The sequence below is a fragment of the uncultured Escherichia sp. genome (assembly GCF_948475835.1).
Taxonomy (GTDB): Bacteria; Pseudomonadota; Gammaproteobacteria; order Enterobacterales; family Enterobacteriaceae; genus ECMA0423.
The window spans coordinates 5,827-19,600 of the sequence record NZ_CAOLGM010000089.1; the positions used below are offsets into that span (position 1 = coordinate 5,827).

The window sequence follows — 13,774 nt, forward strand, 5'->3', positions numbered from 1 at the left end:
ATGGTTCCAAAGATATTACTTTAACCGCCGCGCATGTGGCTGCTTTTGCCAGAAGGGCAACGGATACATATGCCGATGCGGATGGTGGCGTTCCCTGGAATGCCGAATCAGGCGCTTACAATGTCACCCGCTCTGGCGACAGCTATATTCTGGTTAACTTCTATACCGGAGTCGGAAGTTGCCGGACCCTGCAGATGAAGGCGCATTACAGAAATGGTGGTCTGTTCTACCGTTCTTCAAGAGATGGCTATGGTTTTGAGGAAGACTGGGCAGAAGTTTATACCTCGAAAAATCTTCCACCAGAAAGCTACCCAGTCGGCGCACCAATCCCGTGGCCATCAGATACCGTTCCGTCTGGTTATGCCCTGATGCAGGGGCAGACTTTTGACAAATCTGCCTACCCGAAACTTGCTGCCGCTTATCCGTCAGGCGTGATCCCTGATTTGCGTGGCTGGACGATTAAGGGCAAGCCCGCCAGTGGTCGTGCCGTATTGTCTCAGGAACAGGATGGCATTAAATCGCATACCCACAGCGCCAGCGCATCCAGTACGGATTTGGGGACGAAAACCACATCGTCGTTTGATTACGGCACTAAATCCACGAATAACACTGGTGCGCATACCCATAGTTTAAGTGGCAGCACGAATGCAGCTGGTAATCACAGCCATAGAGATGGCCGTCGATTTAACCCCAGTGTTTTTAAAGATACTTATCAATATGGTTATACAAGCTCAGGTCAAAATACCTGGGGTGTACAAGGCTCAGTAGGTATGTCTACGGGGTGGTTAGCGAATACCAGTACAGATGGTAATCATAGCCATTCACTGTCCGGCACAGCAGCATCTGCAGGTGCACACGCGCATACTGTCGGTATTGGTGCTCATACGCACTCCGTTGCGATTGGTTCACATGGACACACCATCACCGTTAACGCTGCTGGTAACGCGGAAAACACCGTCAAAAACATCGCATTTAACTATATTGTGAGGCTTGCATAATGGCATTCAGAATGAGTGAACAACCACGGACCATAAAAATTTATAATCTGCTGGCCGGAACTAATGAATTTATTGGTGAAGGTGACGCATATATTCCGCCTCATACAGGTCTGCCAGCAAACAGTACCGATATTGCACCACCAGATATTCCTGCTGGCTTTGTGGCTGTTTTCAACAGTGATAAGGCATCGTGGCATCTCGATGAAGACCATCGGGGTAAAACGGTTTATGACGTAGCGTCAGGGGACGCGTTATTTATTTCTGAACTCGGTCCGTTACCGGAAAATGTTACCTGGTTATCGCCGGAAGGGGAGTTTCAGAAGTGGAACGGCACAGCCTGGGTGAAAGATGCAGAAGCAGAAAAACTGTTCCGGATCCGAGAGGCGGAAGAAACAAAAAACAGCCTGATGCAGGTAGCCAGTGAGCATATTGCGCCACTTCAGGATGCTGTAGATCTGGAAATCGCAACGGAGGAAGAAACCTCATTGCTGGAAGCCTGGAAAAAGTATCGGGTGTTGCTGAACCGTGTTGATACGTCAACTGCACAGGATATTGAATGGCCAGCACTGCCGTAGGGTAAAACATATAAATTCTATAATTAGATGTATCTTTCCATTTACGGCAAGGAAGGGGGCTTGGAAGACGTAAAGCATCTCACACCGAGATTATTTTTTATATGTCAGGTGTCTGAAGTTTTGCTTTGGCTCTTAAAATGGTTTGCCGCGAGGTTTTGAATTCCCGGGCAATGGCACTTATACTTACACCTGACTTAATTCGTTCGAATACCACCTGTTTCTGTTCTTCATTTAACACAGGTGGTCGACCAAAACGTTTCCCTGCGCCGCGGGCTCTTACTATCCCGGAATGAGTGCGTTCAAGTAAAAGGTCTCGTTCAAATTCAGCGACTGCTGAAATTACGTGCATCATCATTTTTCCTGTTGGACTGGTCAGGTCAATGCCCCCCAATGCTAAGCAATGCACTCTGATACCTGTTTCGGTCAGTTGTTCCACTGTTTTCCTGATATCCATTGCATTACAACCAAGGCGATCCAGTTTTGTCACAATCAATTGATCACCACATTTCAGGCGAGCAAGCAACCGGTTAAAACCAGGACGCTCACTGGTTGCTGCTGAGCCGCTAATGTGTTCTTCGATTATTTGCTGAGGTTTGATTTTAAAACCTGCACTTTCGATTTCCCGGCGTTGATTTTCGGTGGTCTGATCCAGCGTTGATATCCGACAGTAAGCAAAAATTCGAGACATAGTGAGACTCTATACGAAATTGGTGTTCATATCATAATGCATCTCAGAAAATAATTTTGATTATTTTTGTGCATATTTGTATGTACACGTTCGAAAATAAACGAATGCGTATGCAACCCCGTAACTTTGGTGAGACCCAAAATCGATTTTGTGAAAAATGGCTTTAACTCGGTTTGTTTTTCGAGTTCCGGGCGGACTCAAGGAAGAAGAATAGTGTTGCGTGTTATTTTAACCAGATTTCAAGTTGTTTGGTCGTGGAAAAGTGGAGCAAAATGTTGTTAAAGTGGAAAAATGATAAAAAAGTAAGTTTATTATATTACATTTTACCATTTAAATTTTGGTTGTCTTTAAGAACTGATATCGCTGTTTGTAATAATTCTTTGTTATCCAGCCATGATTTTTTCTTTATGTTTCCTTCAATGTAATCAAGCAATGTTCTGGTATTGATAGGTCTTCCCTGTTTTGCTACTTCCACTACAGCATCCCCTAGGATAATTCTTACTTCAGGAAGCTGCGCAGGGAACCACTTTAGGGTGTCTTTTGATTTCATGAAGATATTCCTTAAAATATTATTGATTTTCATTGCGATATTGTATGTCTGATTCAGGATATGTTGACTTATACATCGGTTTTGTCTGGGTTATTGGATATGCCAATCCCTAATTTTATTAGGGCATGACTAAAAATGCTGAATATGATAAGGAGAGAAGTGATTATCAGTATGCTGTTCATATAGCCTCGAATTAGTAATGTGTTATATATGATATAGTTGACAATTTTATCTTGGGTGTTCTTAAAGTTCGTAGATAAACATTGTCGTTTCAGGTATACAGGAATGCTAACAGGTGGCGGCAAAAATCAGGCGGTTTATGGCGCAATCTGAAGTGGCAACTGCAAACTATCTTATGCAGAGACTCTACACGGATTGGGTTTAAAAGTATACATAGATAACAGTTTTTATCTGAAGAAGAAAAATATCAAGGTGATATAGCCTATATGCCTTTGATGTGTAGGAATGAATGTGATGGGAGTGATGTATCTGAATAGTTGAAAAACCGCAGACACACCTTATGCAAGAACGTGCTGCGGTTGGCTGGTAAATTTTTCGATAGTGCGAGTATTGAATGATTTCCAGCCGTTATTGATTTTACGCGTAAATCCATGAAAAAACTACTTATCTGTTGGGGAGTTTTTTGGGGCATATATGGGACAGAAATAGGCCCCAGATAGACACTGAGATCGAACTTAGGATGCTTTTAAAAAAATGCAACTATCTGAAAAAACCTAGAAAACGCCAAGGAAACCACAGGATGGGAAAAAACACCTGTGAATTATGGATTTCCAGTTATATTCGCTCGGCGCAGCGTTGGTGTTTCATGAAATATTTTTTCCTGAATCATCAACGGCAATGGCGTTAATTTTGGCAATGGGAACCTACGGTGCAGGTTATGTGGCGCGTATTGTCGGAGCATTTATTTTCGGCAAAATGGGCGACAGAATAGGGCGTAAAAAAGTGCTCTTTATTACCATCACCATGATGGGGATCTGTACCACCTTAATTGGTGTGTTACCGACCTATGCACAGATTGGTGTTTTTGCCCCCATCTTGCTGGTGACGCTGCGTATTATTCAGGGGTTGGGTGCAGGTGCGGAAATTTCCGGTGCCGGTACGATGCTGGCGGAATATGCACCAAAAGGTAAGCGCGGAATTATCTCCTCATTTGTAGCTATGGGAACTAACTGCGGAACCTTGAGCGCAACGGCAATCTGGGCCTTTATGTTCTTCATTCTCAGTAAAGAGGAACTGCTGGCGTGGGGATGGCGTATACCGTTCCTGGCGAGCGTTGTCGTGATGGTCTTTGCTATCTGGTTACGTATGAATCTGAAAGAAAGCCCGGTCTTTGAGAAGGTTAATGACAGCAACCAACCCACAGCAAAACCTGCACCTGCTGGTAGCATGTTCCAGAGCAAATCCTTCTGGCTGGCAACAGGGCTGCGTTTTGGTCAGGCGGGTAACTCCGGGTTAATTCAGACTTTCCTTGCAGGCTATTTAGTGCAGACGTTATTGTTTAACAAAGCAATTCCAACAGATGCATTGATGATTAGTTCGATTCTCGGCTTTATGACCATTCCGTTCCATGGTTGGTTATCCGATAAAATTGGTCGCCGGATCCCGTATATTATTATGAATACCTCCGCGATTGTGCTGGCATGGCCAATGCTTTCTATCATTGTAGATAAAAGCTATGCCCCGAGCACCATTATGGTTGCACTGATTGTGATTCATAACTGTGCGGTGCTGGGATTATTTGCTCTGGAAAACATTACCATGGCAGAAATGTTCGGCTGTAAAAACCGCTTTACCCGGATGGCCATTTCTAAAGAAATTGGTGGTCTTATCGCTTCCGGTTTTGGTCCTATCCTGGCGGGTATTTTCTGCACCATGACGGAATCCTGGTATCCGATCGCCATTATGATCATGGCATATTCAGTGATTGGTTTAATCTCTGCGCTGAAAATGCCAGAAGTGAAAGACCGTGATTTAAGTGCGCTGGAAGACGCTGCGGAAGATCAACCGCGTGTTGTAAGAGCTGCGCAACCTTCCAGAAGTCTGTAAATCCTCAATCCCTTCTCTTACCGGAGAGGGGATTTTTATTCATATAACAAAACATGTAGCTTGCCATATTTAAATTTAAGGAATTGTTATGGGAAATAATTTGTTATCAGCAAAAGCGACACTCCCTGTTTATGATCGTAATAACCTGGCCCCAAGAATTGTTCATTTAGGCTTTGGTGCATTTCACCGTGCGCATCAGGGCGTGTATGCCGATATTCTTGCTACAGAACATTTCAGTGACTGGGGATATTATGAGGTCAACTTAATCGGCGGCGAACAGCAAATTGCCGATTTACAGCAGCAAGATAATCTTTATACCGTTGCGGAAATGTCGGCCGATGCGTGGACGGCTCGCGTCGTTGGCGTCGTTAAAAAAGCCTTGCACGTACAGATGGATGGCTTAGAAACCGTGTTGGCTGCGATGTGTGAACCGCAAATCGCGATTGTCTCTCTGACAATCACCGAAAAAGGGTATTTCCACTCTCCGGCGACCGGACAGTTAATGCTCGATCACCCGATGGTCGCTGCCGACGTGCAAAATCCCCACCAGCCGAAAACAGCAACAGGAGTGATTGTTGAGGCGCTGGCTCGCCGTAAAGCGGCAGGACTTCCCGCATTTACCGTCATGTCATGTGACAACATGCCAGAAAACGGTCATGTTATGCGTGACGTTGTCACTTCCTACGCGTAAGCCGTTGATGAAAAACTGGCACAATGGATCGAAGATAACGTGACTTTCCCATCAACAATGGTGGACCGTATTGTGCCCGCAGTGACAGAGGATACGCTGGCGAAAATCGAACAACTTACCGGTGTGGGCGATCCTGCGGGCGTTGCCTGTGAACCTTTCCGCCAGTGGGTAATAGAAGATAACTTTGTTGCCGGACGTCCAGAATGGGAAAAAGCGGGAGCCGAACTGGTTAGTGATGTGCTGCCTTATGAAGAGATGAAGTTGCGCATGCTCAACGGCAGTCATTCATTCCTGGCGTATTTGGGTTATCTTGCTGGATATCAGCACATTAATGACTGCATGGAAGATGAACATTATCGTTATGCGGCGTATGGCTTGATGTTGCAGGAACAAGCGCCGACGCTGAAAGTGCAGGGCGTTGATTTGCAAGATTACGCTAACCGATTAATTGCACGCTATAGCAACCCGGCGTTACGTCATCGAACCTGGCAGATTGCGATGGATGGTAGCCAGAAATTGCCACAGCGGATGTTGGATTCTGTTCGCTGGCATCTGGCGCATGACAGCAAGTTCGATCTGCTGGCGCTGGGCGTCGCGGGTTGGATGCGTTATGTCGGTGGTGTTGATGAACAGGGAAATCCGATAGAAATCAGTGACCCACTGTTACCTGTTATTCAGAAGGCTGTACAAAGTAGTGCCGAAGGGAAAGCGCGCGTCCAGTCATTGCTGGCGATTAAGGCAATCTTTGGTGATGATTTGCCAGACAATAGCTTGTTTACTGCAAAAGTGACGGAAGCGTACTTGTCTTTATTAGCGCATGGCGCGAAAGCGACCGTGGCGAAATATTCCGTGAAGTAAAAAAAGCAATGCCGCCATCGGCGGCATTCACACACTTAGTTCATGCCGAGACGAATCAGGTCCAGAGGTGCCAGTTTCTCTTCACAACCTTCAACAACTACGGTTTTTCCGCGGCGGATTTGCTCAGCGGTCAGACCTTCAGTATCAATCGACAGGATCTTGCCAGTGTGACCGGTGCCGCTAACCATAACACGGCTGCCAGTGGTGATTGCGTTACGGTTACGATCGTAGGTCGTCATAGGTGTTTTCTCCTTTCTGATTTACAGTCGAAGCCCACGTAACGGGCGCAATATAAATACTCCTGTCGAGTGAAATATTTTTTGTTTTTGATCAAGCTCACATCTTTTTTGATGCATGCATGAGCCGTAAGGCGGGGGGAAAAGCCTCTCATCCCGGATGGGATGAGAGTAAATGAATTACTCTTCGCTAAACCAGTCGCTGTTTTCCTGGCGGATCTGGCGCACGGATTCGCTGATTTCCTGCAAATGTTGCGTCATTGCACGTTCTACCGCATCGCCATCACGTTTTTGCAGGGCAGAGAAAATATCAAGATGCTGGCGTAACAGCATTTCTGGTGGAGAAACATGGTCGAAACTCATATAGCGCACGCGATCAACGGTCGCTTTCAGGTTCTCAATGGTATCCCACGCCAGTTGACAGTCGGCAATCTGCGTCAGGAGTTGATGGAAGTTGTCATCAAGTTCAAAAAAATCATCCAGTTGCTTGCGCTCAATGGCAATGCGTTGCTGGTGAAGATTTTGTTCCAGTTGGTAGCACTGGCTTTCGGTAATCATGCTCGCCGCCCGACGCGCCACCGCGCACTCAATGGCCTGACGGATAAAACTGCCGTTTCGCACCTGGGCCATGGAAATTTTGTTGACGTAGCTGCCACGCTGCGGACGAATTTGAATCAGGCCGTTTTCCGCCAGTTTAATAAAGGCTTCACGAACCGGCTGGCGTGACACATTGAAACGAACAGAAACTTCTTTTTCCGACAACGGTGTGCCTGGTGCAATCAGGCAATGGACAATGTCGCGACGAAGAATACGATAAATCTGCTGATTGACAGGCTGTGTGGGATTAAGTTGCGTTTCGACGGTCATTCGTTCTTGCTTGTGAGTGAGTTAACTGCATGAGTCTACCACTTTTTTGTGACAAGCAATAACCCGGCAGTTACGCCGGGTATAAAAATTACTGACGGTGGACATTCAGTCCGGCATAGCTTTGGGTAACCGGCATCATTTCCAGGGTATTGATATTGACGTGAGCAGGCAGCGTTGACACCCACCAGACGGCTTCGCTGACATCTTCTGGCGTCAATGCAACGGTATTTTGATAGGTTTTTTCCGCTTTACCGTCATCGCCTTTAAAGCGGACATTGGAAAACTCGGTGCCACCCACCAGACCCGGTTCGATGTCGGTGACGCGCACCGCCGTACCATGCAGGTCCGTACGCAGATTCAGGCTAAACTGACGAACAAACGCTTTCGTCGCACCGTAAACGTTACCACCGGCATAAGGCCAGCTACCTGCCGTTGAGCCAATGTTAATAATATGACCATGATTACGTTCAACCATACCCGGTAAGACGGCGCGCGTCATATATACCAGGCCTTTGTTGTTGGTATCAATCATCGTTTCCCAGTCTTCAACGCTGGCTTTATGCGCAGGCTCCATGCCCAACGCCAGGCCGGCATTATTTACCAGGATATCAATATTGCACCACTCGGCAGGGAGCGATGCCAGCATCTCTTCAATAGCGGCGCGGTTGCGAACGTCCAGTTGGGCGATATACAGATTATCTCCCAGTTCGTCTTTTAACTCCTGCAACCGCTCTTGGCGACGGCCAGTGGCGATAACTTTATGCCCTTGTTGAATAAAACGACGAGTAATGCATTCACCAAAACCTGCCGTTGCTCCAGTTACTAAAACGATCATCTCACTGTTCCTCAACGCTTTTGTGTGTCAATAACATAGCACGTGATGCTTAAGAGCGGGTAATACTGGTTTGCAAGATTGCACTCCGTTATCAGTAAGCCTACGCTATGGAACACCTCGCGTTCAGGAGAAGAAAATGACAACAATGAATCCTTTCCTTGTGCAAAGCACACTGCCGTATCTGGCTCCTCATTTTGATCAAATTGCCAATCATCACTATCGCCCGGCATTCGATGAGGGAATGCAGCAAAAGCGGGCAGAAATTGCTGCCATCGCGCTTAACCCGCAAACGCCTGATTTCAACAATACTATTCTGGCACTGGAACAAAGCGGAGAATTACTTACCCGCGTTACCAGCGTCTTTTTTGCGATGACTGCGGCGCATACCAATGATGAATTACAGCGTCTTGATGAACAGTTTTCCGCTGAACTGGCGGAACTGGCTAATGATATCTATCTGAACGGTGAATTATTCGCGCGGGTAGATGCTGTCTGGCAGCGCCGTGAATCCCTGGGGCTTGATAGTGAATCCATCCGCCTGGTGGAGGTTATTCATCAACGTTTTGTCCTTGCCGGAGCCAAACTTGCGCAAGCTGATAAAGCAAAATTAAAAGTACTGAATACAGAAGCTGCGACCCTGACCAGCCAGTTTAACCAGCGGTTACTTGCAGCAAATAAATCCGGCGGTCTGGTTGTGAACGATATCGCGCAGCTGGCAGGAATGAGTGAGCAAGAGATTGCGCTGGCGGCAGTGGCGGCTCGCGAGAAAGGTCTGGATAACAAATGGCTGATTCCGCTGCTGAATACCACCCAACAACCGGCGCTTGCCGAAATGCGCGATCGTGCGACGCGTGAAAAACTGTTTATTGCGGGCTGGACGCGAGCGGAAAAAAATGATGGCAATGATACCCGCGCTATCATTCAACGTCTGGTAGAGATTCGCGCACAGCAGGCGAAACTGCTTGGTTTTCCTCATTATGCCGCATGGAAAATCGCCGATCAGATGGCAAAAACACCTGAAGCAGCACTCAACTTTATGCGGGAAATTGTTCCAGCGGCGCGTCAACGTGCTAGCGATGAATTAGCCTCCATACAGGCGGTTATCGATAAGCAGCAAGGCGGGTTTAGCGCGCAGCCGTGGGACTGGGCATTTTATGCCGAACAGGTACGGCGGGAGAAATTTGATCTTGATGAGGCGCAGCTCAAGCCATATTTTGAATTAAACACGGTGTTGAATGAAGGTGTATTCTGGACCGCGAATCAGCTCTTCGGTATTAAGTTTGTCGAACGTTTTGATATTCCTGTCTACCATCCTGACGTTCGTGTGTGGGAAATTTTTGATCATAATGGCGTGGGACTGGCGTTATTTTACGGTGATTTCTTCGCCCGTGATTCAAAAAGCGGCGGTGCATGGATGGGCAATTTTGTTGAGCAATCAACGCTTAATGAAACGCATCCGGTAATTTATAACGTTTGCAATTATCAGAAACCCGCTGCCGGTGAGCCTGCGTTGTTACTCTGGGATGATGTAATAACCTTATTCCATGAATTTGGTCATACGCTGCACGGCCTTTTTGCCCGCCAGCGTTATGCCACGCTTTCCGGCACCAACACGCCGCGTGATTTTGTCGAATTTCCGTCGCAAATCAACGAACACTGGGCAACGCATCCGCAGGTATTCGCTCGCTACGCCCGGCATTATCAGAGCGGGGCAGCAATGCCTGACGAACTGCAACAGAAAATGCGTAATGCCAGCCTGTTCAACAAAGGGTATGAGATGAGCGAACTGCTTAGCGCCGCACTTCTCGATATGCGCTGGCATTGCCTGGAAGAAAACGAAGCAATGCAGGATGTCGATGATTTTGAATTGCGGGCGCTGGTGGCGGAAAATATGGATCTTCCTGCTATACCGCCACGCTATCGCAGCAGTTATTTCGCCCATATTTTTGGTGGCGGATATGCTGCAGGTTATTACGCTTATCTGTGGACGCAAATGTTGGCCGATGATGGTTACCAGTGGTTTGTTGAGCAGGGCGGATTAACGCGTGAAAATGGGCAGCGTTTTCGCGAGGCGATCCTTTCCAGAGGTAACAGCGAAGATCTGGAACGCCTGTATCGACAATGGCGCGGTAAGGCTCCTCAAATTATGCCGATGCTGCAACATCGTGGCTTGAACATATAAACACCACCAATGGCTGGCCTGGAGATATCGCCAGGCCAGCCTGGTTATAGCAGTAATTGCAGCAGCTGGACGAGGGCAAACCTCACCGCTAAAGCTAATACCGTTTCGCAGTCGCCAGCAAAATGCATAACCGCAGTGTAGGTCTGGCCTTTAATATGCCACGCGAACCAGACGGTACCCGCTGGCGTACCATCTTCACCGCCCTCCGGTCCGCCGTAGCCGGTAATGGCAATACTGACATCAGCATCCGCACGCTCTATGGCACCTGTTGCCATTTCTGCTGCCACTTTCTCACTCACCGCAGAATATCGTTCAAGAGATTGCTGGCTTACGCTGAGGATTTTCATCTTTGCCTGATCGGTGAAAGTAACAAAGCCTGCACCGTAAAATTTGGGTGTATCTTCAGCTGCACACAGGGCGCTAGCCAACTTACCGCCGGTGCATGATTCGGCGGTAGTTAAGCGTAATTGATCCGCGATAAGTCTTTGACTCAACGCGGATGTCAGGTTTTCAATAGTGTCGGTATCTGCGAGTTGTACAATTTTATCTTTATTAATGTTCACTGTTTTTTGTCCACGCTATTATATGTAAAGGTGATTTGCTTTTTCTGTATGCTCGTCAAATATAATAATTTTCAAACATATAAATCCGATTATTCTGAAAATATGTTTAAGACTCTTCAATCTTCTTAACTTTAGTGAGTTAAATTCTCTGAATATTTGACAGCTAGTGGGCTGATTTTAAATGCCTTATAACAATTGGCAGTATTCTTATTTGGCAATTATAAAAATAGCAACCAGACTTAATAAGTCAAACCAAACGCAATTAAGGAGTTAGTATGAAATTTCAGGCCATTGTATTAGCAAGTTTTCTTGTCATGCCTTATGCGTTGGCAGATGACCAGGGCGGTTTAAAACAGGATGCAGCGCCACCGCCGCCTCATGCAATAGAAGATGGCTATCGCGGAACCGATGATGCAAAAAAAATGACCGTTGATTTCGCAAAAAACATGCACGATGGCGCTTCGGTTTCACTACGCGGTAATTTGATTTCTCACAAAGGAGAGGACCGTTACGTTTTTCGCGATAAGAGCGGTGAAATTAATGCCGTTATTCCTGCGGCCGTCTTTGATGGACGAGAAGTTCAGCCGGACCAGATGATCAACATTAGCGGCAGTCTGGATAAGAAAAGCGCGCCGGCCGTCGTTCGGGTCACTCATTTGCAGAAATAAAAATAAATTAGCCTGATGGCCTGAACTACTGGGCCATTAGGGTATTGGGTTATGCTATTTGTCATCCTTTTATTTACGATAATGCAGAGGTGATTTACAGAATTAAACACTTTTTTATCCGCTGATTTTGTTTTAAATCACAATGTTATCTCAGAGATGACTCCTAACTTCGGATTTCTATGAAAATATTGACGTAATTTTGCTTTTCTCTCGTTAGAATAGCGCGCACAAGGAACTGTGAAAAAGGAGTGGCAATGATCAAGAAGACAACGGAAATTGATGCCATCTTGTTAAATCTCAATAAGGCTATCGATGCCCACTACCAGTGGCTGGTGAGTATGTTTCACAGCGTGGTCGCGAGAGATGCCAGTAAGCCAGAAATAACGGATAACCATTCTTATGGACTGTGCCAGTTTGGTCGGTGGATTGATCATCTGGGGCCACTCGATAACGATGAATTACCTTACGTTCGGCTAATGGATTCTGCCCATCAACATATGCATAACTGTGGTCGGGAATTAATGCTGGCTATTGTTGAAAATCACTGGCAGGACGCGCATTTCGACGCCTTTCAGGAGGGGTTGCTTTCTTTTACTGCGGCATTAACCGATTACAAAATTTATTTGCTGACGATCCGTAGCAATATGGATGTTTTGACGGGATTGCCGGGGCGTCGGGTTCTTGATGAATCCTTTGATCATCAGTTACGCAACACTGAGCCTCTGAATCTTTATTTAATGTTGTTGGATATTGACCGATTTAAATTGGTTAATGATACCTACGGGCATTTAATCGGCGATGTAGTATTACGCACCCTGGCAACTTACTTAGCCAGTTGGACGCGTGATTACGAAACGGTTTATCGCTACGGGGGCGAAGAATTTATCATTATTGTCAAAGCGGCTAATGATGAAGAAGCATGTCGTGCAGGTGTCAGAATTTGCCAGTTAGTCGATAACCATGCCATCACACATTCTGAAGGGCATATCAACATTACCGTGACAGCAGGTGTGAGTCGCGCATTTCCTGAAGAGCCTCTGGATGTGGTCATTGGAAGAGCAGACCGGGCAATGTATGAGGGTAAGCAAACCGGAAGAAATCGCTGCATGTTTATTGACGAACAAAATGTGATTAACCGAGTTTAAGCTCCGTTTAACATTCATTGAGAAAACTGATGCTACTGTGTCAACGATCCGTTATCAGTGCAGGAAAATGCCTGTTAGCGTAAAAGCAAAACACAAATCTATCCATGCAAGCATTCACCGCCGGTTTACTGGCGGTTTTTTTTCGCCGTCATAAAAATCAGGCCCCTTGTACACAACTGTAACAAGGGGCCGGTTAGGTGAGGGATTATCTCCGTTCATTAGTCATCCCATTTGTGGCTGAAATACGCGGCCAGAAAACCAGAAAATAAAATTATTCCCAGTACGGCCATAAAAACATTCATATTACCCAGCATTATTTGCCTCCGTTTATGGTGTGGTGTGTTTCCTCGCTTACCTTAATTTTCATCTCAATGAGAAAGATATTAGCAGAGGTAACCTAAACGAAGGCTGAATTAAATTTTTATTGTGTTCGACTTAAATCAACAAAGCGCGGGCTGCCCCCACGGTCTTGCACGAATCCCTTTTAACATCAGCACCCACGCAGCAATGATCACCAACGCTAAGATGACAAACAGCGAGGAAGGCGGCAGGCTGGTTAGCACTACGCCACTCACTAATGGGTTAATCGCGGCACCAAGCCAGCCTAAAGACTGGGCGGAAAAATAGCTGGCTTTCATTCCTGGCGGCGCAATATGGTCAATCAACATATACTCGCCCGGCGCATAAATGATTTCACCGACAGTAAATACCGCAGCTGACATACCCCACAATAGCAGGCTGTTGCCGGAAAAAATAAAACCGACCAGACCGATGACGAAACATAGGGTGCCTGCTGTCATCAGCGCGCGGATGTTAGCCGGGTTAAGTCGGCGGCCCACGGAATATTGCAA

Annotated in this window: 13 protein-coding genes and 5 pseudogenes (1 of these 18 cut by a window edge); 8 read left to right on the forward strand and 10 right to left on the reverse strand. The window is 46.5% G+C overall.

The window, feature by feature from the left end:
* Together QZF50_RS16425 and QZF50_RS16430 are read left to right on the forward strand one after the other, a co-directional pair.
* A pseudogene (locus tag QZF50_RS16425) lies at positions 1 to 998 on the forward strand (prophage tail fiber N-terminal domain-containing protein) (it extends 2,408 nt beyond the left edge of the window).
* On the forward strand, positions 998 to 1,573 hold the full coding sequence (locus QZF50_RS16430) for a tail fiber assembly protein (protein WP_000885614.1): 576 nt from the start codon (positions 998 to 1,000) through the stop codon (positions 1,571 to 1,573). Before QZF50_RS16425 ends, QZF50_RS16430 begins: the two are co-directional and overlap by 1 nt.
* Positions 1,574 to 1,670: 97 nt before the next feature.
* Here the strand turns inward: QZF50_RS16430 and QZF50_RS16435 are convergent, their stop codons facing one another.
* The 3 genes from QZF50_RS16435 to QZF50_RS16445 all read right to left on the reverse strand — a co-directional run bounded on the left by QZF50_RS16435 (position 1,671) and on the right by QZF50_RS16445 (position 2,993).
* Positions 1,671 to 2,261, reverse strand: a complete 591-nt coding sequence (locus QZF50_RS16435; protein ID WP_000086522.1) for a recombinase family protein — start codon at positions 2,259 to 2,261, stop codon at positions 1,671 to 1,673.
* 316 nt (positions 2,262 to 2,577) lie between these two features.
* On the reverse strand, positions 2,578 to 2,811 hold the full coding sequence (gene ydfK, locus QZF50_RS16440; protein WP_000836768.1) for a cold shock protein YdfK: 234 nt from the start codon (positions 2,809 to 2,811) through the stop codon (positions 2,578 to 2,580).
* A 68-nt stretch (positions 2,812 to 2,879) separates the two neighbouring features.
* Positions 2,880 to 2,993 carry a YnaM/YnfT family protein gene (locus QZF50_RS16445; RefSeq protein ID WP_120795384.1) on the reverse strand — a complete coding sequence of 38 codons (114 nt, stop codon included), beginning with the start codon at positions 2,991 to 2,993 and terminating at the stop codon, positions 2,880 to 2,882.
* A 315-nt stretch (positions 2,994 to 3,308) separates the two neighbouring features.
* On the opposite strand from QZF50_RS16445, the pseudogene QZF50_RS23740 reads away from it, so the two are divergent.
* The 3 pseudogenes from QZF50_RS23740 (at position 3,309) to QZF50_RS16455 (ending at position 6,427) form a co-directional block, all read left to right on the forward strand.
* Positions 3,309 to 3,426: pseudogene (locus tag QZF50_RS23740) on the forward strand (capsid protein).
* A gap of 168 nt (positions 3,427 to 3,594) precedes the next feature.
* Positions 3,595 to 4,878: pseudogene (ydfJ, locus tag QZF50_RS16450) on the forward strand (MHS family MFS transporter YdfJ); the annotation flags it as partial.
* A gap of 88 nt (positions 4,879 to 4,966) precedes the next feature.
* Positions 4,967 to 6,427: pseudogene (locus QZF50_RS16455) on the forward strand (mannitol dehydrogenase family protein).
* Between the two features lie 35 nt (positions 6,428 to 6,462).
* On the opposite strand, the gene ydfZ reads toward QZF50_RS16455, so the two are convergent.
* From ydfZ to ydfG, 3 genes are all read right to left on the reverse strand, one after another.
* Positions 6,463 to 6,666 carry a putative selenium delivery protein YdfZ gene (gene ydfZ, locus QZF50_RS16460; RefSeq protein ID WP_000214712.1) on the reverse strand — a complete coding sequence of 68 codons (204 nt, stop codon included), beginning with the start codon at positions 6,664 to 6,666 and terminating at the stop codon, positions 6,463 to 6,465.
* A gap of 177 nt (positions 6,667 to 6,843) precedes the next feature.
* Positions 6,844 to 7,530 carry a DNA-binding transcriptional regulator rspR gene (rspR, locus tag QZF50_RS16465; RefSeq protein ID WP_000215549.1) on the reverse strand — a complete coding sequence of 229 codons (687 nt, stop codon included), beginning with the start codon at positions 7,528 to 7,530 and terminating at the stop codon, positions 6,844 to 6,846.
* A gap of 88 nt (positions 7,531 to 7,618) precedes the next feature.
* Entirely contained in the window at positions 7,619 to 8,365 is a 747-nt protein-coding gene (gene ydfG / locus QZF50_RS16470) for a bifunctional NADP-dependent 3-hydroxy acid dehydrogenase/3-hydroxypropionate dehydrogenase YdfG (protein WP_000636571.1), read from the reverse strand.
* Between the two features lie 136 nt (positions 8,366 to 8,501).
* Here ydfG and dcp point away from each other — a divergent pair, with 136 nt between their 5' ends.
* A complete protein-coding gene (dcp, locus tag QZF50_RS16475) occupies positions 8,502 to 10,547 on the forward strand; it encodes a peptidyl-dipeptidase Dcp (protein WP_001296767.1) in 2,046 nt (681 codons plus the stop codon).
* A gap of 44 nt (positions 10,548 to 10,591) precedes the next feature.
* On the opposite strand, the gene QZF50_RS16480 is transcribed toward dcp, so the two are convergent.
* Positions 10,592 to 11,110, reverse strand: coding sequence for a 2-oxo-tetronate isomerase (locus QZF50_RS16480; RefSeq protein ID WP_001024561.1), 519 nt, complete (start codon positions 11,108 to 11,110; stop codon positions 10,592 to 10,594).
* A gap of 275 nt (positions 11,111 to 11,385) precedes the next feature.
* Here QZF50_RS16480 and ydeI point away from each other — a divergent pair, with 275 nt between their 5' ends.
* Both ydeI and dgcZ read left to right on the forward strand, forming a co-directional pair.
* Positions 11,386 to 11,778, forward strand: coding sequence for a YdeI family stress tolerance OB fold protein (ydeI, locus tag QZF50_RS16485; RefSeq protein WP_000671730.1), 393 nt, complete (start codon positions 11,386 to 11,388; stop codon positions 11,776 to 11,778).
* 254 nt (positions 11,779 to 12,032) lie between these two features.
* Positions 12,033 to 12,923 (forward strand): diguanylate cyclase DgcZ, encoded by an 891-nt coding sequence (dgcZ, locus tag QZF50_RS16490; RefSeq protein ID WP_000592826.1) that lies wholly within the window; start codon positions 12,033 to 12,035, stop codon positions 12,921 to 12,923.
* A 114-nt stretch (positions 12,924 to 13,037) separates the two neighbouring features.
* On the opposite strand, the gene mgtT is transcribed toward dgcZ, so the two are convergent.
* The 3 genes and pseudogenes from mgtT to QZF50_RS16505 form a co-directional block, all read right to left on the reverse strand.
* Positions 13,038 to 13,142: a protein MgtT gene (mgtT, locus tag QZF50_RS16495; RefSeq protein ID WP_211180496.1), complete on the reverse strand. Its 105-nt coding sequence runs from the start codon at positions 13,140 to 13,142 to the stop codon at positions 13,038 to 13,040.
* Positions 13,142 to 13,237: a protein MgtS gene (mgtS, locus tag QZF50_RS16500; RefSeq protein ID WP_000901367.1), complete on the reverse strand. Its 96-nt coding sequence runs from the start codon at positions 13,235 to 13,237 to the stop codon at positions 13,142 to 13,144. Before mgtS ends, mgtT begins: the two co-directional genes overlap by 1 nt.
* A 126-nt stretch (positions 13,238 to 13,363) precedes the next feature.
* Positions 13,364 to 13,774 (reverse strand): annotated as a pseudogene (locus QZF50_RS16505) (efflux MFS transporter YdeE); the annotation flags it as partial.

Excerpts from the sequence above, each read along its gene's own strand:
- QZF50_RS16430 (WP_000885614.1), top strand. The coding sequence starts at position 998 with ATGGCATTCAGAATGAGTGAACAACCACGGACCATAAAAATTTATAAT.
- QZF50_RS16435 (WP_000086522.1), bottom strand. The coding sequence starts at position 2,261 with ATGTCTCGAATTTTTGCTTACTGTCGGATATCAACGCTGGATCAGACC.
- ydfK (WP_000836768.1), bottom strand. The coding sequence starts at position 2,811 with ATGAAATCAAAAGACACCCTAAAGTGGTTCCCTGCGCAGCTTCCTGAA.
- QZF50_RS16445 (WP_120795384.1), bottom strand. The coding sequence starts at position 2,993 with ATGAACAGCATACTGATAATCACTTCTCTCCTTATCATATTCAGCATT.
- ydfZ (WP_000214712.1), bottom strand. The coding sequence starts at position 6,666 with ATGACGACCTACGATCGTAACCGTAACGCAATCACCACTGGCAGCCGT.
- rspR (WP_000215549.1), bottom strand. The coding sequence starts at position 7,530 with ATGACCGTCGAAACGCAACTTAATCCCACACAGCCTGTCAATCAGCAG.
- ydfG (WP_000636571.1), bottom strand. The coding sequence starts at position 8,365 with ATGATCGTTTTAGTAACTGGAGCAACGGCAGGTTTTGGTGAATGCATT.
- dcp (WP_001296767.1), top strand. The coding sequence starts at position 8,502 with ATGACAACAATGAATCCTTTCCTTGTGCAAAGCACACTGCCGTATCTG.
- ydeI (WP_000671730.1), top strand. The coding sequence starts at position 11,386 with ATGAAATTTCAGGCCATTGTATTAGCAAGTTTTCTTGTCATGCCTTAT.
- dgcZ (WP_000592826.1), top strand. The coding sequence starts at position 12,033 with ATGATCAAGAAGACAACGGAAATTGATGCCATCTTGTTAAATCTCAAT.
- mgtT (WP_211180496.1), bottom strand. The coding sequence starts at position 13,142 with ATGAACGGAGATAATCCCTCACCTAACCGGCCCCTTGTTACAGTTGTG.
- mgtS (WP_000901367.1), bottom strand. The coding sequence starts at position 13,237 with ATGCTGGGTAATATGAATGTTTTTATGGCCGTACTGGGAATAATTTTA.